23 protein-coding genes and 1 other annotated feature are annotated in these 20,321 nt (G+C 40.5%); all 23 genes read left to right on the forward strand.

Features of this window, described 5'->3' with window-relative positions:
• Window positions 1–19: 19 nt before the first annotated feature.
• Window positions 20–163, forward strand: a sequence feature (ribosomal protein L10 leader region).
• A gap of 40 nt (window positions 164–203) precedes the next feature.
• The 23 genes from rplJ to rplX all read left to right on the forward strand — a co-directional run bounded on the left by rplJ (window position 204) and on the right by rplX (window position 20,303).
• The gene (rplJ, locus tag Q5794_RS00625) at window positions 204–704 is read left to right on the forward strand and encodes a 50S ribosomal protein L10 (protein WP_013054916.1); all 501 of its coding nucleotides are present in this window, start codon (window positions 204–206) and stop codon (window positions 702–704) included.
• Between the two features lie 44 nt (window positions 705–748).
• Window positions 749–1,111 (forward strand): 50S ribosomal protein L7/L12, encoded by a 363-nt coding sequence (gene rplL / locus Q5794_RS00630; RefSeq protein ID WP_013054917.1) that lies wholly within the window; start codon window positions 749–751, stop codon window positions 1,109–1,111.
• Between the two features lie 112 nt (window positions 1,112–1,223).
• Window positions 1,224–1,826 (forward strand): class I SAM-dependent methyltransferase, encoded by a 603-nt coding sequence (locus tag Q5794_RS00635; protein ID WP_116741837.1) that lies wholly within the window; start codon window positions 1,224–1,226, stop codon window positions 1,824–1,826.
• A 245-nt stretch (window positions 1,827–2,071) separates the two neighbouring features.
• Entirely contained in the window at window positions 2,072–5,635 is a 3,564-nt protein-coding gene (rpoB, locus tag Q5794_RS00640; protein ID WP_013081368.1) for a DNA-directed RNA polymerase subunit beta, read from the forward strand.
• Window positions 5,636–5,697: 62 nt separating this feature from the next.
• Window positions 5,698–9,291, forward strand: coding sequence for a DNA-directed RNA polymerase subunit beta' (rpoC, locus tag Q5794_RS00645; protein WP_214988718.1), 3,594 nt, complete (start codon window positions 5,698–5,700; stop codon window positions 9,289–9,291).
• A 131-nt stretch (window positions 9,292–9,422) separates the two neighbouring features.
• Window positions 9,423–9,671: a 50S ribosomal protein L7ae-like protein gene (locus Q5794_RS00650; RefSeq protein ID WP_214988717.1), complete on the forward strand. Its 249-nt coding sequence runs from the start codon at window positions 9,423–9,425 to the stop codon at window positions 9,669–9,671.
• Between the two features lie 99 nt (window positions 9,672–9,770).
• The gene (gene rpsL / locus Q5794_RS00655) at window positions 9,771–10,193 is read left to right on the forward strand and encodes a 30S ribosomal protein S12 (RefSeq protein WP_013054922.1); all 423 of its coding nucleotides are present in this window, start codon (window positions 9,771–9,773) and stop codon (window positions 10,191–10,193) included.
• A gap of 50 nt (window positions 10,194–10,243) precedes the next feature.
• Window positions 10,244–10,714 (forward strand): 30S ribosomal protein S7, encoded by a 471-nt coding sequence (rpsG, locus tag Q5794_RS00660; protein ID WP_013054923.1) that lies wholly within the window; start codon window positions 10,244–10,246, stop codon window positions 10,712–10,714.
• A 57-nt stretch (window positions 10,715–10,771) separates the two neighbouring features.
• Window positions 10,772–12,850 (forward strand): elongation factor G, encoded by a 2,079-nt coding sequence (gene fusA / locus Q5794_RS00665; RefSeq protein WP_116077809.1) that lies wholly within the window; start codon window positions 10,772–10,774, stop codon window positions 12,848–12,850.
• A 116-nt stretch (window positions 12,851–12,966) separates the two neighbouring features.
• Window positions 12,967–14,157, forward strand: coding sequence for an elongation factor Tu (gene tuf, locus Q5794_RS00670; protein WP_013081371.1), 1,191 nt, complete (start codon window positions 12,967–12,969; stop codon window positions 14,155–14,157).
• A 315-nt stretch (window positions 14,158–14,472) separates the two neighbouring features.
• Window positions 14,473–14,781 (forward strand): 30S ribosomal protein S10, encoded by a 309-nt coding sequence (gene rpsJ, locus Q5794_RS00675; RefSeq protein ID WP_013054926.1) that lies wholly within the window; start codon window positions 14,473–14,475, stop codon window positions 14,779–14,781.
• Window positions 14,782–14,822: 41 nt separating this feature from the next.
• Entirely contained in the window at window positions 14,823–15,452 is a 630-nt protein-coding gene (rplC, locus tag Q5794_RS00680) for a 50S ribosomal protein L3 (RefSeq protein ID WP_013054927.1), read from the forward strand.
• A 28-nt stretch (window positions 15,453–15,480) separates the two neighbouring features.
• A complete protein-coding gene (gene rplD / locus Q5794_RS00685) occupies window positions 15,481–16,104 on the forward strand; it encodes a 50S ribosomal protein L4 (protein ID WP_013054928.1) in 624 nt (207 codons plus the stop codon).
• Window positions 16,104–16,391 carry a 50S ribosomal protein L23 gene (rplW, locus tag Q5794_RS00690; RefSeq protein ID WP_013054929.1) on the forward strand — a complete coding sequence of 96 codons (288 nt, stop codon included), beginning with the start codon at window positions 16,104–16,106 and terminating at the stop codon, window positions 16,389–16,391. The genes rplD and rplW overlap by 1 nt, the downstream gene beginning before the upstream one ends.
• Window positions 16,392–16,418: 27 nt before the next feature.
• The gene (gene rplB, locus Q5794_RS00695) at window positions 16,419–17,249 is read left to right on the forward strand and encodes a 50S ribosomal protein L2 (protein ID WP_013054930.1); all 831 of its coding nucleotides are present in this window, start codon (window positions 16,419–16,421) and stop codon (window positions 17,247–17,249) included.
• Between the two features lie 57 nt (window positions 17,250–17,306).
• Window positions 17,307–17,585: a 30S ribosomal protein S19 gene (gene rpsS, locus Q5794_RS00700; RefSeq protein WP_013054931.1), complete on the forward strand. Its 279-nt coding sequence runs from the start codon at window positions 17,307–17,309 to the stop codon at window positions 17,583–17,585.
• 19 nt (window positions 17,586–17,604) lie between these two features.
• A complete protein-coding gene (rplV, locus tag Q5794_RS00705) occupies window positions 17,605–17,946 on the forward strand; it encodes a 50S ribosomal protein L22 (RefSeq protein ID WP_013054932.1) in 342 nt (113 codons plus the stop codon).
• Between the two features lie 3 nt (window positions 17,947–17,949).
• Entirely contained in the window at window positions 17,950–18,606 is a 657-nt protein-coding gene (gene rpsC / locus Q5794_RS00710; RefSeq protein WP_013054933.1) for a 30S ribosomal protein S3, read from the forward strand.
• A gap of 2 nt (window positions 18,607–18,608) precedes the next feature.
• The gene (gene rplP / locus Q5794_RS00715; protein WP_013054934.1) at window positions 18,609–19,043 is read left to right on the forward strand and encodes a 50S ribosomal protein L16; all 435 of its coding nucleotides are present in this window, start codon (window positions 18,609–18,611) and stop codon (window positions 19,041–19,043) included.
• The gene (rpmC, locus tag Q5794_RS00720; protein ID WP_013054935.1) at window positions 19,033–19,233 is read left to right on the forward strand and encodes a 50S ribosomal protein L29; all 201 of its coding nucleotides are present in this window, start codon (window positions 19,033–19,035) and stop codon (window positions 19,231–19,233) included. The genes rplP and rpmC overlap by 11 nt, the downstream gene beginning before the upstream one ends.
• A 25-nt stretch (window positions 19,234–19,258) precedes the next feature.
• Window positions 19,259–19,522, forward strand: coding sequence for a 30S ribosomal protein S17 (gene rpsQ / locus Q5794_RS00725; protein ID WP_013054936.1), 264 nt, complete (start codon window positions 19,259–19,261; stop codon window positions 19,520–19,522).
• 51 nt (window positions 19,523–19,573) lie between these two features.
• Window positions 19,574–19,942, forward strand: a complete 369-nt coding sequence (rplN, locus tag Q5794_RS00730) for a 50S ribosomal protein L14 (protein ID WP_013054937.1) — start codon at window positions 19,574–19,576, stop codon at window positions 19,940–19,942.
• A gap of 49 nt (window positions 19,943–19,991) precedes the next feature.
• Complete coding sequence (rplX, locus tag Q5794_RS00735) at window positions 19,992–20,303, forward strand: 50S ribosomal protein L24 (RefSeq protein WP_013054938.1); 312 nt, start codon at window positions 19,992–19,994, stop codon at window positions 20,301–20,303.
• Window positions 20,304–20,321 lie beyond the last annotated feature (18 nt).

Here is a 20,321-nt window from a genome sequence, read left to right on the forward strand (position 1 = left end):
ATAATAGATAATGTTGTTAAAAAGAATAACATTTGTACCGTAGACAGTAGGTGCTGCAAAGCTTAATTTCCTACCGAGGTGTGTGAGATAAATTAGTGAAACGTTATGGTTCGCTTACTACACCTCCATGTCTTTATTGTCATGGAGGTTTTTTATTGCACCTTGTCTGAGTGTACGGAAGGAAATCTACAGGAGGTGTAAAGATGAGCAACGTAATTGAACAAAAGAAACAAGTCGTAGACGAAATTGCTGAAAAACTTCAAGCGAGTAACTCAATAGTTGTCGTTGACTACCGTGGTTTGAATGTTGCTGAAGTTACTGAACTTCGTAAGCAATTACGTGAAGCAGGCATTGAGTTCAAAGTTTACAAAAACACTTTAACTCGCCGTGCTGTAGAAAAACTTGAACTAACAGATCTTAATGATGCGTTAGTAGGTCCAAATGCAATCGCATTTGGTGGAGAAGATGTTGTTGCTCCAGCTAAAATTCTAAACAACTTCGCGAAAGAACACGAAGCGTTAGAAATTAAAGCTGGTGTAATTGAAGGTAATGTTGCATCTGTTGAAGAAATTAAAGCACTTGCAGAACTACCATCTCGCGAAGGCTTACTTTCTATGTTGCTTAGCGTGCTTCAAGCTCCAATTCGCAACCTTGCTCTTGCTACAAAAGCTGTGGCAGATCAAAAAGAAGAACAAGGTGCATAATCTAGTCTGTTATATATAACACAATCACAAGGAGGAAATTAACAATGACTCAAGAACAAATCATTGAAGCAGTTAAAAATATGACTGTTTTAGAACTTAACGATTTAGTAAAAGCAATCGAAGAAGAATTTGGCGTAACTGCTGCTGCTCCTGTAGCTGTAGCTGGCGGTGCTGCTGGTGAAGCTGCTGCTGAGAAAACTGAATTTGACCTAGTACTTGAAAGTGCTGGCGGACAAAAAATCAAAGTTATCAAAGTAGTACGTGAAATCACGGGTCTTGGCTTAAAAGAAGCTAAAGAAATCGTTGATAACGCTCCAAAAGCTCTTAAAGAAGGTATTTCTAAAGAAGAAGCTGAAGAAGCAAAAGCTAAACTTGAAGAAGTTGGCGCTTCTGTAGAAGTTAAGTAATTATTGCTTAACAACTGATATAAAAAAGCTCGCTTGTACAAGCGAGCTTTTTTGCTTCTGTCATCCTTTTCATTTATAGTAAAGAAGAACATATTGATTAGGAGGTTCTATTTTGACAGAACATTATTTTTCTAATACACCATCGTCTGCAAGTAATGAAGAGCGCTTTTCATTTGAATTGAGAGGAACCTCTTTTTCATTTACGAGTGACCGCGGTGTTTTTTCAAAAAAAGAGATCGATTTTGGATCGCGCCTGTTAATTGAAACGTTTCAAATGCCTGAGAGTCCCGGCCCGCTTCTGGATGTTGGATGCGGATATGGCCCGATTGGGTTGGCGCTTGCAAAAGAGGACAGCCAAAGAAACGTTCATATGGTCGATGTTAATGAACGTGCATTAGCACTAGCTCAAAAAAATGCTGAAGCTAATTCAGTATCAAATGTTTCAATCTATCAAAGCTCTTGCTACGAAAATGTGAAGGAAACGAATTTTGCAGCTATTCTTAGTAATCCGCCGATCCGTGCGGGTAAAAAAGTTGTTCATGAAATCCTAGAAAAATCATTAGATCACCTTGCTGACCAAGGAGAACTTTGGATTGTGATTCAGAAAAAGCAAGGTGCGCCATCTGCTCTTGCGAAATTAGAATCTCTATTTAATGAAGTAGAAGTAGTAGAAAAGAAAAAAGGGTATTATATCATATGTGCTAAAAAATGTTGACTAATATTTTTTAGTATGTTAGCATTATAAAATGCCAATATATAAATATTCCATATAAGCTCGGGTTATACATAAAATAAAAGGTATAATTTTGAATTATATGGGAAAAACTAATAAAATCAATAGTACGTTTTTATGAAATTGTGGTTTTCTATTTAAAGAGACCATTTTTCTTTTGTTCAATAATAAACATATGGTTTATTATATATTTTGAATAATAACGCTTGATTTGAGGGGTGAATCAGTTGACAGGTCAACTAGTTCAGTATGGACGCCACCGCCAACGCAGAAGTTATGCTCGTATTAGTGAAGTTTTAGAGTTACCGAACTTAATCGAGATTCAAACGGCTTCATACCAATGGTTTTTAGATGAAGGTTTACGAGAAATGTTCCAAGATATTTCTCCAATTGATGATTTTACAGGTAACTTATCACTAGAATTTATTGATTACAGCTTAGGTGAGCCAAAGTATTCAGTAGGAGAGTCTAAAGAACGTGATGTAACTTATGCAGCACCTCTTCGTGTTAAGGTGCGGTTAATTAATAAAGAAACAGGTGAAGTAAAAGACCAAGATGTGTTCATGGGAGATTTCCCATTGATGACCGAAACAGGTACCTTTGTAATTAACGGTGCTGAGCGTGTTATCGTATCACAGTTGGTTCGTTCACCAAGTGTTTACTATAGTGGAAAGCTTGATAAAAACGGTAAAAAAGGATATACAGCAACTGTTATCCCTAACCGTGGTGCATGGCTAGAATATGAAACTGATGCAAAAGATGTAGTATACGTGCGTATTGATCGTACTCGTAAACTGCCAGTAACAGTGCTGTTACGCGCGCTAGGTTTCGGTTCTGACCAAGAGATTATCGATTTAATCGGTGATAATGAATACATCCGTAATACGCTTGAAAAAGATAATACGGAAACAACGGAAAAAGCGCTATTAGAAATCTATGAGCGTTTACGTCCGGGTGAACCACCGACAGTTGAGAATGCGAAGTCTCTATTAGTATCTCGCTTCTTTGATCCAAAACGATATGACTTAGCGAACGTAGGTCGCTATAAAATTAATAAAAAGCTTCATATCAAACATCGCTTATTTAATCAAAAGCTAGCTGAAACATTAGTTGATCCTGAAACAGGTGAAATTATTGCAGAAAAAGGCGCAATGATTGACCGCCGTCTGCTAGATCGCTTGATTCCGATGCTTGAAGGTGGAGTAAACTTCAAAACTTATAGTCCGGTTGGTGGAGTAGTAGAAGACGATGTTACATTACAATCTATTAAGATTTATGCGCCAAATGATCCAGAAGGTGAAAAAATCATCACTGTATCAGGTAACGCATATGTAACAGAAGAAGTTAAAAATATCACACCTGCTGATATTTTAGCATCAATCAGTTACTTCTTTAACTTGCTTCATCAAGTAGGAGACACAGATGATATCGACCACTTAGGTAATCGTCGTCTGCGTTCTGTAGGTGAATTGTTACAAAACCAATTCCGTATCGGTTTATCTCGTATGGAACGTGTTGTTCGTGAAAGAATGTCAATTCAAGACACGAATACAATCACACCTCAACAATTAATTAATATTCGCCCAGTTATTGCGGCGATTAAAGAGTTCTTTGGAAGTTCTCAATTATCACAGTTCATGGATCAAACGAATCCATTAGGCGAATTGACGCACAAACGTCGTCTTTCAGCTCTAGGACCTGGTGGTTTAACGCGTGAGCGCGCTGGTTTCGAAGTGCGTGACGTTCACTACTCCCACTATGGCCGTATGTGTCCGATTGAAACACCAGAGGGTCCGAATATCGGGTTAATCAACTCACTATCTTCTTATGCAAAAGTAAACAAATTCGGTTTCATCGAAACACCTTACCGTCGTATCGATCCTGAAACAGGTAAAGTGACAGAGCGAATTGACTACTTAACAGCTGATGAAGAAGATAACTATGTTGTAGCCCAAGCGAACGCTCGTCTAGGTGATGATGGTTCATTCTTAGATGAAAATGTCGTTGCACGTTTCCGTGGAGAAAACACGGTTATCCGTCGCGATCGTTTAGACTATATGGATGTATCACCAAAACAAGTTGTATCTGCCGCTACAGCATGTATCCCATTCTTAGAGAACGATGACTCTAACCGTGCATTAATGGGTGCGAACATGCAACGTCAAGCAGTACCTTTATTAAATCCTGAAGCACCAATCGTAGGTACAGGTATGGAATACGTATCTGGTAAAGACTCTGGTGCAGCCGTGATTTGTAAATATCCTGGCGTTGTAGAGCGCGTAGAAGCAAAACAAATTTTTGTTCGCCGCTATGAAGAAGTAGACGGACAAAAAGTTAAAGGTAACTTAGATCAATACAAATTATTAAAATTTGTTCGTTCTAACCAAGGTACTTGTTACAACCAGCGTCCAATTGTTTCAGTTGGCGACGAAGTAGTAAAAGGTGAGATCTTAGCCGACGGTCCTTCAATGGAAAAAGGTGAGCTTGCTTTAGGACGAAACGTAATGGTTGGTTTCATGACATGGGATGGTTACAACTATGAGGATGCCATCATCATGAGTGAACGCCTTGTGAAAGACGATGTATATACGTCTGTTCATATTGAAGAATATGAATCTGAGTCTCGTGATACGAAGCTTGGACCTGAAGAAATTACGCGTGACATTCCAAACGTAGGTGAAGATGCTCTTCGCAACTTAGATGAGCGTGGAATCATCCGCATTGGTGCAGAAGTAAAAGACGGAGATCTTTTAGTTGGTAAAGTAACGCCAAAAGGTGTAACAGAACTAACAGCTGAAGAACGTCTTCTACACGCTATTTTCGGTGAAAAAGCGCGTGAAGTTCGTGATACTTCTCTTCGTGTACCGCACGGCGGCGGTGGAATCATTCTTGATGTTAAAGTCTTCAACCGTGAAGATGGCGACGAATTACCACCAGGTGTAAACCAATTAGTCCGTGTATATATTGTTCAGAAGCGTAAAATTTCTGAAGGTGACAAAATGGCCGGTCGTCACGGTAACAAAGGTGTAATTTCACGTATTCTACCTGAAGAAGATATGCCTTACCTACCAGACGGTACGCCAATTGACATCATGTTAAACCCATTAGGGGTACCATCTCGTATGAACATCGGTCAGGTGCTAGAGCTTCATTTAGGTATGGCTGCTCGTAAGCTTGGCATTCACGTTGCGTCTCCAGTATTTGATGGTGCGCGTGAGGAAGATGTTTGGGCAACAATCGAAGAAGCTGGCATGTCTCGTGATGCTAAAACAGTTCTATATGATGGTCGAACAGGTGAACCATTCGATAACCGTGTATCAGTAGGAATCATGTATATGATCAAACTTGCTCACATGGTAGACGATAAACTTCACGCTCGTTCTACTGGACCATACTCACTTGTTACACAACAACCACTTGGTGGTAAAGCGCAGTTCGGTGGACAGCGTTTTGGTGAGATGGAGGTATGGGCACTTGAAGCATACGGTGCTGCTTACACATTACAAGAGATCTTAACAGTGAAATCAGATGACGTAGTAGGTCGTGTGAAAACATACGAAGCAATTGTTAAAGGTGAAAACATTCCAGAACCTGGCATACCTGAATCGTTCAAAGTATTAATTAAAGAACTACAAAGTTTAGGTATGGATGTGAAGATGCTTTCTGCTGACGAGCAAGAAATTGATATCATGGACTCAGAAGAGGACCATGAGCAACCAACAGAATCAATTATTGCAGATAACGAAGAAAGCCTTTCTGAAGGACAAAAAGATCCTGTCACAAAAGAGTAAGGAATTACTTTCATATAAACGTTAAGGGAAAAAACCTGTAGATTAAAAGGGAGGTAGGCTCCTTGCTAGATGTAAATAACTTTGAGTATATGAAAATCGGTCTAGCTTCGCCAGATAAAATTCGTTCTTGGTCGTACGGTGAGGTAAAAAAACCTGAAACGATCAACTATCGTACGTTAAAACCTGAAAAAGACGGCTTATTCTGTGAGCGTATTTTTGGTCCACAAAAGGACTGGGAATGTCACTGCGGAAAATATAAGCGCGTTCGTTATAAAGGTGTTGTATGTGATCGTTGTGGCGTAGAAGTTACGCGCGCAAAAGTTCGTCGTGAACGCATGGGTCACATCGAGCTAGCTGCACCTGTTTCTCATATTTGGTACTTTAAAGGTATTCCTAGCCGCATGGGACTTGTCTTAGACATGTCCCCTCGTGCGCTAGAGGAAATCATTTATTTTGCTTCTTATGTAGTAACAGATGCTGGTAATACACCACTTGAAAAGAAACAGCTTTTATCAGAGAAAGAATACCGTGCGTATCGTGAGAAGTACGGACAAACTTTCCATGCGGCAATGGGTGCTGAAGCTGTTAAAAAATTATTGCATGACATCGATCTTGATAAAGAAGTAGATGCTTTGAAAGAAGAATTGAAAACTGCTCAAGGTCAACGTCGTACACGTGCTATCAAACGTTTAGAAGTACTAGAGGCTTTCCGTCATTCTGGTAACGAACCTTCTTGGATGATTTTAGACGTTCTACCGGTTATTCCGCCAGAACTTCGTCCAATGGTTCAATTAGATGGTGGACGCTTTGCTACGTCTGATCTAAATGATTTATATCGCCGTGTAATTAACCGCAACAACCGCTTAAAGCGTTTATTAGACCTTGGAGCTCCTAGCATTATCGTTCAAAACGAAAAGCGTATGCTTCAAGAAGCTGTAGATGCATTAATCGATAATGGTCGTCGCGGCCGTCCGGTAACAGGACCAGGTAACCGTCCATTAAAATCCCTTTCTCACATGTTAAAAGGTAAGCAAGGTCGCTTCCGTCAAAACTTATTAGGTAAACGTGTTGACTACTCTGGCCGTTCGGTAATCGTTGTAGGTCCGAACTTAAAGATGTATCAATGTGGTCTTCCAAAAGAAATGGCGTTAGAGCTTTTCAAACCTTTCGTAATGAAAGAGCTTGTTGAACGCGGTTTAGCTCATAATATCAAGAGTGCAAAACGTAAAATTGAACGTGTGCAACCTGAAGTATGGGACGTATTAGAATCGGTTATTAAAGAGCATCCAGTTCTTTTAAACCGTGCACCAACGCTACACAGACTAGGTATTCAAGCATTTGAACCTACGCTTGTAGAAGGTCGCGCTATCCGTCTTCACCCGCTTGTATGTACAGCATATAACGCTGACTTTGACGGTGACCAAATGGCGGTTCACGTTCCATTATCTGCAGAAGCACAAGCAGAAGCACGTATCTTAATGCTTGCTGCTCAAAATATCTTGAACCCTAAAGATGGTAAACCAGTTGTTACACCTTCACAGGATATGGTATTAGGTAACTACTACTTAACGCTTGAGCGTGAAGAGGCAGTTGGAGAAGGTATGGTGTTCAAGGATACAAATGAAGCACTATTAGCGTACCAAAACGGTTATGTGCATCTTCATACACGTGTAGCTGTGTATGCAGGTTCTTTAAACAACGAAACGTTTACAGAAGCACAAAATCAACAATTGCTTGTTACAACGGTTGGTAAATTAGTTTTCAACGAAATTTTACCAAAATCGTTCCCATACATTAACGAACCAACAAGAGAAAACTTAGAAGTGAAAACTCCTGAGAAGTACTTTGTTGAAAAAGGTGCAGATGTGAAGGAATTCATCAAGAATCAACCGGCTATCGCACCGTTTAAGAAAAAAATCTTAGGTAATATCATCGCTGAAGTATTTAAACGTTTCAAAATTACTGAGACTTCTAAAATGCTTGACCGTATGAAAGACCTAGGTTTCAAATATTCTACTAAAGCCGGTATTACAGTTGGTGTAGCTGATATCGTGGTTTTAGGAGAAAAAGAAGTTATCTTAACAGAAGCGCAAGCTAAAGTAGATAACGTACTAAAACAATTCCGTCGCGGTTTAATTACTGAAGATGAGCGTTATGATCGTGTTATCTCTGTATGGAGTAGTGCGAAAGACGTTATCCAAGGTAAATTAATGGCGTCATTAGACAAACGCAACCCAATCTTCATGATGAGTGACTCTGGTGCCCGTGGTAACGCATCTAACTTCACTCAGCTTGCAGGTATGCGTGGACTAATGGCCAACCCGTCCGGTCGTATCATTGAGTTACCAATCAAATCTAGTTTCCGTGAAGGTTTAACAGTATTAGAGTATTTTATCTCTACCCATGGTGCACGTAAAGGTCTTGCCGATACGGCTCTTAAAACAGCTGACTCAGGTTACCTTACTCGTCGTCTGGTTGACGTGGCACAAGATGTTATCGTACGTGATGACGACTGTGGTACAGACCGCGGTATTCTGGCTGTTGCAATCAAAGAAGGAACAGAAGAAATTGAGAAACTTGATGAGCGTCTAATTGGACGTTATGCAAGAAAAACAGTACTTCACCCAGGAACAAACGAAGTGTTAGTGAAAGAAAACGAACTAATTACAGAAGACCTAGCTGAAACAATTGTGGATGCTGGTGTTGAAGAAGTATGGATTCGTTCTGCATTCACTTGTAACACTCGCCACGGTGTATGTAAAAAATGTTACGGTCGTAACCTTGCAACTGGTTCAGAAGTTGAAGTGGGTGAAGCAGTTGGTATCATCGCTGCTCAATCTATCGGTGAGCCAGGTACACAGTTAACGATGCGTACATTCCATACAGGTGGGGTTGCTGGAGACGATATCACTCAAGGTTTACCGCGTATCCAAGAGATCTTCGAAGCGCGTAACCCTAAAGGTCAAGCCGTTATTTCTGAAATTGAAGGTACAATTGCCGGCATTTCTGAAGGACGCGATCGTCAACATGAAATTACTGTTCAAGGAGAGATTGAAACTCGTTCTTACACAGCTCCGTACAGTGCACGTCTGAAAGTTATTGAAGGACAGCGCATTGCACGTGGTCAAGAATTAACAGAAGGTTCAATTGATCCTAAAGAATTACTAAAAGTAAAAGACATCACGGCTGTACAAGAGTACTTGCTTCGTGAGGTGCAAAAAGTATACCGTATGCAAGGGGTAGAAATTGGAGATAAACACGTAGAGGTAATGGTTCGCCAAATGCTTCGTAAAGTGCGCGTAATGGATTCAGGAGATACAGATGTATTACCAGGTTCATTACTTGATATTCACCAATTCACTGATGCAAATGAAAAAGTATTACTTGAAGGCAATCGTCCAGCGACAGGCCGTCCTGTATTACTTGGTATTACAAAAGCATCTCTTGAAACTGATTCCTTCTTATCTGCTGCATCATTCCAAGAAACAACGCGTGTTCTTACGGATGCTGCAATCAAAGGAAAACGTGATGAGTTGCTTGGACTTAAAGAGAATGTTATCATTGGTAAGCTAGTTCCGGCTGGTACAGGTATGACGAGATATCGTAATGCTGAACCGATCAAAAACCAAGCTGAAGAAACGGTAACAATCGACTAATTATAAAATCATTACTCTAGAATGGATGTTTTTTAAAAAAACTACAAAACGTTAGTTGACATCCATTCTAGGGAATGATACTATATCAAAGGTGCTCCTATAAACTACCTGTTACTTTGGAGGATATGATAATGTCTTATGAAAAAGTATTACAGGCTGATCATATTATTGTAGGAACAAAGCAGACGGTGAAAGCATTAAAAAAAGGTACAGTAAAGGAAGTCATCATTGCTGAAGACGCTGATTATTATGTCACATCCATTGTGGCAAAAACGGCACAGCAAGAAAACGTTCCGTATACGTATGTCCCTTCTATGCGAAAGCTTGGTCAAGCTTGTAGGATAGAAGTTAACGCTGCAACTGTTGCAATTATTAGTTAACACGTTTTTGAACTTTTAGTTTCAAAGACTTTGTTTTTTGCTAAAAAATGAACCACCTGGATGTGTGGTCTTACAAAAGGCGAAAGGAGGAAAATTTAAATGCCTACTATTAACCAATTAATCCGTAATGGTCGTGTGAGTAAAGGTAAAAAATCTGACTCACCTGCTTTAAACAGAGGTTACAACAGCTTCAAAAAAGCTCAAACTAACCAATCTTCTCCACAAAAACGTGGTGTATGTACACGTGTGGGTACTATGACACCGAAGAAACCGAACTCGGCTCTTCGTAAATATGCTCGTGTACGTTTAACAAACGGTATCGAGGTAACAGCTTATATCCCAGGTATTGGTCACAACTTACAAGAACACAGCGTGGTACTTATCCGCGGTGGACGTGTAAAAGATTTACCAGGGGTACGTTACCATATCGTACGTGGTGCACTTGATACTGCTGGTGTGGATGGCCGTATGCAAGGTCGTTCTAAATATGGTACTAAGCGACCAAAAGCAGCTAAAAAATAATAGCTTAACAATTAATAGATAAACTTTTAAAAGTGAAAGGAGGAAGTAGAATGCCACGTAAGGGACCTGTTGCAAAAAGAGACGTATTACCAGATCCGATTTACAATTCTAAGCTTGTATCTCGCTTAATCAACAAAATGATGCTTGATGGAAAGCGCGGTAAGTCACAAGCTATTCTTTATAGAGCATTCGATTTAGTACAAGAGCGCAGTGGTAAAGAAGCTATGGAAGTATTCGACCAAGCTCTTAAAAACATCATGCCTGTACTAGAAGTTAGAGCACGCCGTGTAGGGGGTTCTAACTACCAAGTTCCTGTAGAAGTACGTCCAGAGCGTCGTACTACTTTAGGTCTTCGTTGGTTAGTAAACTATGCTCGTCTTCGTGGAGAAAAAACGATGGAAGAGCGTTTAGCTAACGAAATCCTTGATGCAGCTAACAACACTGGTGCTGCAGTTAAGAAACGTGAAGATACTCACAAAATGGCAGAAGCTAACAAAGCATTTGCTCATTACCGTTGGTAATCTTTTAACGAAACTTTTTAAAAAACAAATTATAATATGGAAGGAGAAATACCTAAGATGGCAAGAGAGTTCTCCTTAGAAAACACTCGTAATATTGGGATCATGGCTCACATTGATGCTGGTAAAACAACAACAACTGAGCGTGTTCTTTATTATACTGGCCGTATCCATAAAATTGGTGAAACTCATGAAGGAGCTTCACAAATGGACTGGATGGAGCAAGAGCAAGAACGTGGTATCACTATCACGTCTGCTGCGACAACTGCTTCTTGGAAAGGTCACCGCGTTAACATCATTGATACTCCTGGACACGTAGACTTCACTGTTGAAGTTGAGCGTTCATTACGTGTACTTGATGGCGCTGTGGCAGTTCTTGATGCTCAATCTGGTGTTGAGCCTCAAACAGAAACAGTATGGCGTCAAGCGACTACGTACGGTGTTCCCCGTGTCGTATTCGTTAACAAAATGGACAAAATTGGTGCTGACTTCTTGTACTCTGTAAAAACGATCCACGATCGTTTAGGTGCAAATGCTCACCCAATTCAGTTGCCAATTGGTGCTGAAGATGAGTTCGAAGCAATCATTGACCTAGTGGAAATGAAAGCATACTTCTACGAAGATGACTTAGGTACTCGTTCAGAGTCTCGTGAAATTCCTGAGGAATACAAAGAGCAAGCTGAAGAATACCGTGCAAGCTTAGTAGAAGCTGTTGCAGAACTTGATGAAGAATTAATGATGAAGTACTTAGACGAAGGCGAGCTTACAGTTGAAGAACTAAAAGCTGGTATCCGTAAAGGTACTTGTGACGTTGAATTCTACCCAGTTATCTGTGGTTCAGCATTCAAAAACAAGGGTGTACAATTAATGCTAGATGCAGTAATTGACTACCTACCATCTCCAGTAGATGTACCAGCAATCCAAGGTATCGTACCTGACACAGAAGAAGAAGTTACGCGTGAGTCTAGCGACAACGCTCCTTTCTCAGCATTAGCGTTCAAAGTTATGACGGACCCTTATGTTGGTAAATTAACGTTCTTCCGTGTGTACTCTGGTGTACTAAGCTCTGGTTCATACATCAAAAACTCTACAAAAGGTAAGCGTGAGCGTGTAGGTCGTATCCTACAAATGCATGCTAACTCTCGTGAAGAGATTTCTGAAGTATACGCTGGAGATATCGCGGCAGCTGTAGGATTAAAAGATACTTCTACTGGTGATACTCTATGTGACGAAAAGAGTCTTGTAATTCTTGAGTCTATGGAATTCCCAGAGCCAGTTATCTCTTTATCTGTTGAGCCAAAATCAAAAGCTGACCAAGATAAAATGACTACAGCTCTTCAAAAGTTACAAGAAGAAGATCCAACTTTCCGTGCGGAAACTAATACAGAGACTGGTCAAATCATCATCTCTGGTATGGGTGAGCTTCACCTTGATATCATCGTTGACCGTATGCGTCGCGAATTCAAAGTAGAAGCAAACGTTGGTGCTCCTCAAGTAGCTTACCGTGAAACTTTCCGCGCTGGTGCGAAAGTTGAAGGTAAATTCGCTCGTCAATCTGGTGGTCGTGGACAATTCGGTCACGTTTGGATTGAGTTCGAACCTAACGAAGAAGGAAAAGGCTTTGAATTTGAGAACAAAATCGTTGGTGGTGTAGTTCCACGTGAATACATCCCTGCAGTTCAAGCTGGTCTTGAAGATGCATTACAAAACGGTGTTCTTGCTGGTTATCCATTAATCGATATCAAAGCTGCTTTAGTTGATGGATCTTACCATGACGTTGACTCAAGTGAGATGGCGTTTAAAATTGCCGCTTCTATGGCTCTTAAAAACGCAGTATCAAAATGTAACCCAGCTATCCTTGAACCAATGATGAAGGTTGAAGTTGTTATCCCTGACGAATACTTAGGAGATATCATGGGTGACATTACGTCTCGTCGTGGACGTGTAGAAGGTATGGAAGCACGCGGTAACGCTCAAGTTGTACGTGCATTCGTTCCACTTTCTGAAATGTTTGGTTATGCAACTGCATTACGTTCAAACACTCAAGGTCGCGGAACATATTCTATGCACTTCGATCACTACGAAGAAGTTCCTAAATCAATTTCAGAAGAAATTATTAAAAAAAATAAAGGTGAATAATTGATTTTCACTCTTTATTGAAGTATAACTACTTATGTACGCTGTGAAAGTGGAGCTCATTCCCTTTCACGGCCTCATAAAACATAAACTACATGAATTTTAAGGAGGATTTTCGAATGGCTAAGGAAAAATTCGACCGTTCAAAAACACATGCCAATATCGGTACAATTGGTCACGTTGACCATGGTAAAACAACTTTAACAGCTGCTATCACTACTGTTCTTGCTAAGAAAAGTGGTAAAGGTGCAGCAATGGCTTACGACATGATCGACGCTGCTCCAGAAGAGCGCGAGCGTGGAATCACAATCTCAACTGCACACGTTGAGTACGAAACTGACACTCGTCACTATGCACACGTTGACTGCCCAGGACATGCTGACTATGTTAAAAACATGATCACTGGTGCTGCTCAAATGGATGGCGGTATCTTAGTAGTATCTGCTGCTGATGGTCCAATGCCACAAACTCGTGAGCACATCCTTCTTTCTCGTCAAGTAGGTGTACCTTACCTAGTTGTATTCTTAAACAAATGTGACATGGTAGACGACGAAGAGCTACTTGAATTAGTAGAAATGGAAGTACGTGACCTTCTTTCTGAATACGACTTCCCTGGTGACGATGTACCAGTAATCAAAGGTTCTGCTCTTAAAGCTCTTGAAGGCGAAGCTGATTGGGAAGCTAAAATCATCGAGCTTATGGACGCTGTTGATGAGTACATCCCAACTCCAGAACGTGACACTGAAAAACCATTCATGATGCCAGTTGAGGACGTATTCTCAATCACTGGTCGTGGTACAGTTGCTACAGGTCGTGTAGAGCGTGGACAAGTTAAAGTTGGTGACGTTATCGACATCATCGGTTTAACTGAAGAGCCAAAATCTACTACTGTAACAGGTGTAGAAATGTTCCGTAAGCTTCTTGACTATGCTGAAGCTGGCGACAACATCGGTGCTTTACTTCGTGGTGTAGCACGTGAAGAAATCCAACGTGGACAAGTATTAGCTAAACCAGGCTCAATCACTCCACACACTAAATTTACTGCTGAAGTATACGTTCTTTCTAAAGACGAAGGTGGACGTCACACTCCATTCTTCACAAACTACCGTCCACAGTTCTACTTCCGTACAACTGATGTAACTGGTATTTGTAACTTACCTGAAGGCGTAGAAATGGTAATGCCTGGCGACAACATCGAAATGACTGTTGAACTTATCGCTCCAATCGCGATTGAAGAAGGTACTAAATTCTCAATCCGTGAAGGTGGACGTACAGTAGGCGCTGGCGTTGTAGCTAAAATCAGCGAGTAATTTCTCGTTTCAGTAAAGGGAGTAGGGTAACCTACTCCTTTTTTATTTGGTGATAAAAGGTAAAGATAGTTTTTACTATTACACTTGCAAAATGATCTCCTTTTATATATAATGAAAAAAGTGTGCGACACATAAAAAAGTTTTTTAACTTTATTGTTGCAATATGAACCCATTTTTAGTATAATAAAAATGTTGGTCTTTGACTGCGATGATGCGGAAGGTTGCCGACACACCCGGCCGCTTTGCCATGGCGAGTGTGGGGAAATTTCCGCGGAGAATGTCTATTGTAAAATAGGCGAAAAAGGAGGGAAAATAATGGCAAAAGAAAAAATTCGCATTCGTTTAAAAGCATATGATCACAGAATTCTTGATCAATCTGCTGAGAAAATCGTAGAAACTGCAAAACGTTCTGGTGCGGCTGTATCTGGTCCGATTCCATTACCGACTGAAAAATCAATTTATACAATTCTACGTGCAGTACACAAATATAAAGATTCTCGTGAGCAGTTCGAAATGCGCACGCATAAACGCTTAATTGATATCGTGAATCCAACACCACAAACTGTTGATTCATTAATGCGTTTAGACTTACCATCTGGTGTAGATATCGAAATTAAACTTTAATTTAAAATAAAGAATGAAAAGATACTTAGGAGGTGTGACTAATGGCCAAAGGAATCTTAGGAAGAAAGATCGGTATGACTCAAGTATTTGCTGAAAATGGTGACTTGATCCCAGTAACAGTAATTGAAGCTTCTGCTAACGTAGTTCTTCAAGTTAAAAACGCTGAGACAGACGGTTACGAAGCAATCCAATTAGGTTTCGAAGATATCCGTGAAAAACTATCTAACAAACCTGCAAAAGGACATGCTACTAAAGCTAATACTGCTCCTAAGCGCTTCATCCGTGAGTTACGCGGTGTGGACGCTTCAGCATATGAAGTTGGTCAAGAAGTCAAGGTTGATATTTTCGCAGAAGGCGATGTAATTGATGTAACAGGAATCTCAAAAGGTAAAGGTTTCCAAGGTGCTATTAAACGCCACGGACAATCTCGCGGACCAATGTCTCATGGTTCTCGCTACCACCGTCGCCCAGGTTCAATGGGTCCTGTAGCTCCAAACCGCGTATTCAAAGGTAAATTATTACCAGGACGCATGGGTGGAGAGCGCATCACTGTGCAAAATTTATCAATCGTTAAAGTTGACGCAGAACGCAATCTTTTATTAGTAAAAGGTAATGTGCCAGGAGCTAGAAAATCTCTAGTTACTGTTAAATCTGCAGTTAAATCTAAATAATAATTCTTCGAGAAAGGAGGAATAACCAATGCCAAAAGTAGCATTGTTTAACCAAAACGGTGAAAACGTTGGAGAAATCGAACTTCAAGATGCCGTTTTCGGTATCGAACCAAACAACAAAGTACTTTTCGACGCGATCGTAATGCAACGCGCATCTCAACGTCAAGGTACTTCTAAAGTTAAAAATCGTTCTGAAGTAAGAGGCGGTGGCCGTAAGCCATGGCGTCAAAAAGGTACTGGTCGTGCTCGTCAAGGGTCTATCCGTTCTCCACAATGGCGTGGTGGTGGCGTAGTATTTGGCCCAGTTCCAAGAAGCTATAGCTACAAATTACCTAAAAAAGTTCGTCGTTTAGCAATTAAGTCTGCATTATCAACTAAAGTTCAAGATAACAGCATTGTTGTTCTTGAAGCTCTTTCTTTTGATGCTCCAAAAACAAAAGAAATGGTAGCAGTTCTTAAAAACCTAACAGTAGAACGCAAAGCATTAGTAGTAACTGCTGATCTTAACGAAAACGTTGCACTTTCAGCACGTAATATTCCTGGTGTAACAGTTGTTGCAGCTAATGGTTTAAGCGTATTAGACGTTATGAACCATGATAAGCTTGTAATCACTAAAGACGCAGTTGAAAAAGTAGAGGAGGTGCTTGCATAATGAAAGATCCTCGTGATATTATTAAGCGCCCCGTAATTACAGAACGTTCAACAGACTTAATGGCTGAGAAAAAATATACGTTTGATGTTGATGTAAGAGCTAATAAAACTGAGGTTAAAGATGCTATCGAAAAAATCTTTGACGTAAAAGTTGAAAAAGTAAACATCATGAACTACAAAGGTAAATTCAAGCGTGTAGGTCGCTACAGTGGTCTTACTAACCGTCGTCGTAAAGCGGTAGTAACACTAACTCAAGAGAGCAACGAAATCGAATTCTTCGAAGCTTAAGATTACTAGAGAAGGAGGGAAATTGAGATGGCGATTAAAAAGTATAAACCAACCTCAAATGGTCGTCGTGGCATGTCAGTTTCTGATTTCGCTGAAATTACTACTGACAAACCAGAAAAATCGTTACTTGCACCTGTCAAGAGAAAAGGTGGTCGTAACAACCAAGGTAAATTGACTGTTCGTCACCAAGGTGGTGGGCACAAGCGTCAATACCGTATCATCGATTTTAAACGCGATAAAGATGGAATACCTGGACGCGTTGCTACAATCGAATATGATCCAAACCGTTCAGCTAACATCGCATTGATTCATTATGCTGATGGTGAAAAACGTTACATCCTTGCTCCTAAAAACCTAAAAGTAGGTTTAGAAGTTATGTCAGGTCCTGAAGCTGACATTAAAGTAGGTAACGCGCTTCCTTTAGCTAACATTCCTGTTGGTACAGTAGTACACAACATCGAATTGAAACCTGGTAAAGGTGGACAATTAGTTCGTTCTGCAGGTACATCTGCTCAAGTACTTGGTAAAGAAGGTAAATACGTATTAGTACGTTTAACTTCTGGTGAAGTACGCATGATTCTTGCAACTTGTCGTGCAACTGTAGGTCAAGTTGGTAACGAACAACACGAGTTAATCAACATCGGTAAAGCCGGTCGTTCTCGTTGGTTAGGTATCCGTCCAACTGTACGTGGTTCTGTAATGAACCCTAACGATCACCCACACGGTGGTGGTGAAGGACGTGCTCCAATCGGACGTAAGTCTCCAATGAGTCCATGGGGTAAACCAACACTTGGTTACAAAACTCGTAAGAAGAAAAACAAATCCGATAAATTTATCGTTCGTCGTCGTAAAAAATAACGGGATTGAGCTACGGTTCAAACGAACCGTAGGACAATCACGAAGGGAGGTTCATTTATGGGTCGCAGCTTAAAGAAAGGACCTTTTGTAGATGACCATTTAATCAACAAAATTGAGAAGTTAAACGAAACTGACAGCAAGCAAGTAGTAAAAACTTGGTCTCGTCGTTCAACTATCTTCCCTCAGTTCATTGGTCATACAATTGCTGTATATGACGGTCGTAAACATGTACCAGTTTATGTTACTGAAGACATGGTAGGTCACAAACTTGGTGAATTCGCACCATCTCGTACTTACAAAGGTCACGCAAGTGATGATAAGAAAACAAGACGCTAATATGAGAGGAGGCTTTTAAATGCAAGCTAAAGCTGTCGCGAGAACAGTACGTATTGCTCCTCGTAAAGTTCGTTTAGTTGTAGATTTAATTCGAGGTAAGCAAGTGGGTGAAGCGCTAGCAGTGCTACTTCACACGCCAAAGGCTGCTTCTCCAGTCGTTGAGAAAGTATTAAAATCTGCTATTGCCAATGCAGAACACAATTATGAAATGGACGCTAACAATTTAGTTATTACTGACGCTTTTGTTAACGAAGGTCCAACTTTAAAACGTTTCCGTCCACGCGCTATGGGACGTGCAAGCCAAATTAACAAGCGCACAAGCCACATCACAATCGTGGTATCAGAAAAGAAGGAGGGATAATTCATGGGTCAAAAGGTAAATCCGGTCGGTCTTCGCGTCGGTGTCATCCGTGATTGGGAATCAAGATGGTTCGCTGGCAAAGACTACGCTGACTTATTACATGAAGACTTAAAAGTACGTGAATATATCGCTAAACGTTTAAACGATGCAGCTGTTTCTAAAGTTGAAATCGAACGCGCTGCTAACCGCTTAAACGTAACGATCCACACTGCAAAACCTGGTATGGTAATTGGTAAAGGTGGTACTGAAGTAGAATCACTTCGTAAAGCTCTTAACCAATTAACAGGCAAGCGTGTACACATTAACATCCTTGAAATTAAACGAGCAGATTTAGATGCTAAACTAGTAGCTGAAAACATCGCTCGCCAACTTGAGAACCGTGTATCATTCCGTCGTGCTCAAAAGCAAGCTATCCAACGTAGTATGCGTGCTGGCGCACAAGGTATCAAAACAATGGTATCTGGTCGTTTAGGCGGAGCTGATATTGCTCGTTCTGAATATTACAGTGAAGGTACAGTTCCACTTCATACACTTCGCGCTGATATTGACTATGCTCACGCTGAAGCAGATACTACTTATGGTAAACTTGGTGTGAAAGTATGGATCTATCGTGGAGAGGTTCTTCCTACTAAAAAGAAAACTGAGGAAGGAGGAAAATAATTATGTTATTACCAAAACGCGTTAAATATCGTCGCGAACACCGCGGAAAAATGCGTGGACGCGCTAAAGGTGGTACGGAAGTACATTTCGGTGAATTCGGTTTACAAGCTACTGAAGCTTCTTGGATTACAAACCGTCAAATCGAAGCTGCTCGTATCGCAATGACTCGTTACATGAAACGTGGCGGTAAAGTATGGATTAAAATTTTCCCTTCTAAACCTTATACTGCTAAGCCTCTAGAAGTCCGAATGGGTTCTGGTAAAGGTGCTCCTGAAGGTTGGGTAGCAGTTGTTAAACCTGGAAAAGTAATGTTTGAAATTTCAGGTGTATCTGAAGAGGTTGCACGTGAAGCTTTACGTTTAGCTGCACACAAGCTACCTGTAAAATGTAAGTTTGTAAAACGTGAAGAAATTGGTGGTGATTCTAATGAAAGCTAATGAAATTCGTGACCTTACCACTGCTGAAATTGAACAAAAAGTTAAGGCTTTAAAAGAAGAGTTGTTTAACCTTCGTTTCCAATTAGCGACTGGACAATTAGAGAATACTACTCGTATTCGCGAAGTGCGCAAATCGATCGCTCGTATGAAAACTGTAGTTCGTGAAAGAGAGATTGCTGCTAATAAATAATTAAGTCTGAGAGGAGGCTTTCAGAATGAGTGAACGCAACCAACGTAAAGTTTACACTGGCCGCGTAGTTTCTGACAAAATGGATAAGACTGTTACTGTTCTTGTTGAAACTTACAAAAAGCATTCGCTTTATGGCAAGCGTGTAAAATACTCAAAGAAATTCAAAGCTCACGATGAAAACAATACAGCTCAACTAGGCGATATCGTGAAGATCATGGAAACTCGTCCGTTATCAGCTACTAAACGTTTCCGTCTAGTAGAAGTTGTAGAAAAAGCTGTTATCATCTAATAGTTAAGATAGATCGGATAAGAATGATTCATCCGAAGGGAGGTTTCGTACATGATTCAACAAGAATCTCGTTTAAAAGTTGCAGACAACTCTGGTGCACGTGAGGTACTTACTATTAAAGTACTTGGTGGTTCAGGTCGCAAGACAGCAAACATTGGTGATGTTATCGTTTGTACGGTGAAACAAGCAACACCAGGAGGCGTTGTTAAAAAAGGTGACGTTGTTAAAGCTGTTGTTGTACGTACAAAAAGTGGTGTTCGCCGTACTGACGGTTCTTACATCCGTTTCGACGAAAATGCTTGCGTAATCATCCGTGACGACAAAGGACCACGTGGTACTCGTATCTTCGGACCAGTTGCTCGTGAATTACGTGATAACAACTTCATGAAGATCGTATCATTAGCTCCAGAAGTTATCTAATTGATATATAGAACAAATACAAAATGCCTTTTAAGGAGGTGCGAATAGGATGCATGTTAAAAAGGGCGACAAAGTAGTGGTTATCTCTGGTAAAGACAAAGGTAAGCAAGGTGAAGTACTTGCAGCTTTCCCAAAGAAAGACCGTGTACTTGTTGAAGGCGTGAACGTTGTGAAAAAACACTCTAAACCTTCTCAAGTAAATCCACAAGGTGGAATCGTTAGCCAAGAGGCACCTATCCACGTATCAAACGTAATGCCGTTGGATCCTAAATCTGGTGAGCCAACTCGTGTTGGGTACCAAGTTATCGATGGCAAAAAGGTACGTGTAGCAAAAAAATCTGGTGAAACTTTAGATAAATAATTAATGAAATGTGAAGGG

Source organism: Priestia megaterium, assembly GCF_041941685.1.
Classification (GTDB): domain Bacteria; phylum Bacillota; class Bacilli; order Bacillales; family Bacillaceae_H; genus Priestia; species Priestia megaterium_C.

Excerpts from the sequence above, each read along its gene's own strand:
- tuf (WP_013081371.1), top strand. The coding sequence starts at position 12,967 with ATGGCTAAGGAAAAATTCGACCGTTCAAAAACACATGCCAATATCGGT.
- rplJ (WP_013054916.1), top strand. The coding sequence starts at position 204 with ATGAGCAACGTAATTGAACAAAAGAAACAAGTCGTAGACGAAATTGCT.
- Q5794_RS00650 (WP_214988717.1), top strand. The coding sequence starts at position 9,423 with ATGTCTTATGAAAAAGTATTACAGGCTGATCATATTATTGTAGGAACA.
- rplV (WP_013054932.1), top strand. The coding sequence starts at position 17,605 with ATGCAAGCTAAAGCTGTCGCGAGAACAGTACGTATTGCTCCTCGTAAA.
- rpsL (WP_013054922.1), top strand. The coding sequence starts at position 9,771 with ATGCCTACTATTAACCAATTAATCCGTAATGGTCGTGTGAGTAAAGGT.
- rpsC (WP_013054933.1), top strand. The coding sequence starts at position 17,950 with ATGGGTCAAAAGGTAAATCCGGTCGGTCTTCGCGTCGGTGTCATCCGT.
- rpsS (WP_013054931.1), top strand. The coding sequence starts at position 17,307 with ATGGGTCGCAGCTTAAAGAAAGGACCTTTTGTAGATGACCATTTAATC.
- rplD (WP_013054928.1), top strand. The coding sequence starts at position 15,481 with ATGCCAAAAGTAGCATTGTTTAACCAAAACGGTGAAAACGTTGGAGAA.
- rpsQ (WP_013054936.1), top strand. The coding sequence starts at position 19,259 with ATGAGTGAACGCAACCAACGTAAAGTTTACACTGGCCGCGTAGTTTCT.
- rplX (WP_013054938.1), top strand. The coding sequence starts at position 19,992 with ATGCATGTTAAAAAGGGCGACAAAGTAGTGGTTATCTCTGGTAAAGAC.
- rpsJ (WP_013054926.1), top strand. The coding sequence starts at position 14,473 with ATGGCAAAAGAAAAAATTCGCATTCGTTTAAAAGCATATGATCACAGA.
- rplN (WP_013054937.1), top strand. The coding sequence starts at position 19,574 with ATGATTCAACAAGAATCTCGTTTAAAAGTTGCAGACAACTCTGGTGCA.
- rpsG (WP_013054923.1), top strand. The coding sequence starts at position 10,244 with ATGCCACGTAAGGGACCTGTTGCAAAAAGAGACGTATTACCAGATCCG.
- rplB (WP_013054930.1), top strand. The coding sequence starts at position 16,419 with ATGGCGATTAAAAAGTATAAACCAACCTCAAATGGTCGTCGTGGCATG.
- rplC (WP_013054927.1), top strand. The coding sequence starts at position 14,823 with ATGGCCAAAGGAATCTTAGGAAGAAAGATCGGTATGACTCAAGTATTT.
- rplW (WP_013054929.1), top strand. The coding sequence starts at position 16,104 with ATGAAAGATCCTCGTGATATTATTAAGCGCCCCGTAATTACAGAACGT.
- fusA (WP_116077809.1), top strand. The coding sequence starts at position 10,772 with ATGGCAAGAGAGTTCTCCTTAGAAAACACTCGTAATATTGGGATCATG.
- rplL (WP_013054917.1), top strand. The coding sequence starts at position 749 with ATGACTCAAGAACAAATCATTGAAGCAGTTAAAAATATGACTGTTTTA.
- rplP (WP_013054934.1), top strand. The coding sequence starts at position 18,609 with ATGTTATTACCAAAACGCGTTAAATATCGTCGCGAACACCGCGGAAAA.
- rpmC (WP_013054935.1), top strand. The coding sequence starts at position 19,033 with ATGAAAGCTAATGAAATTCGTGACCTTACCACTGCTGAAATTGAACAA.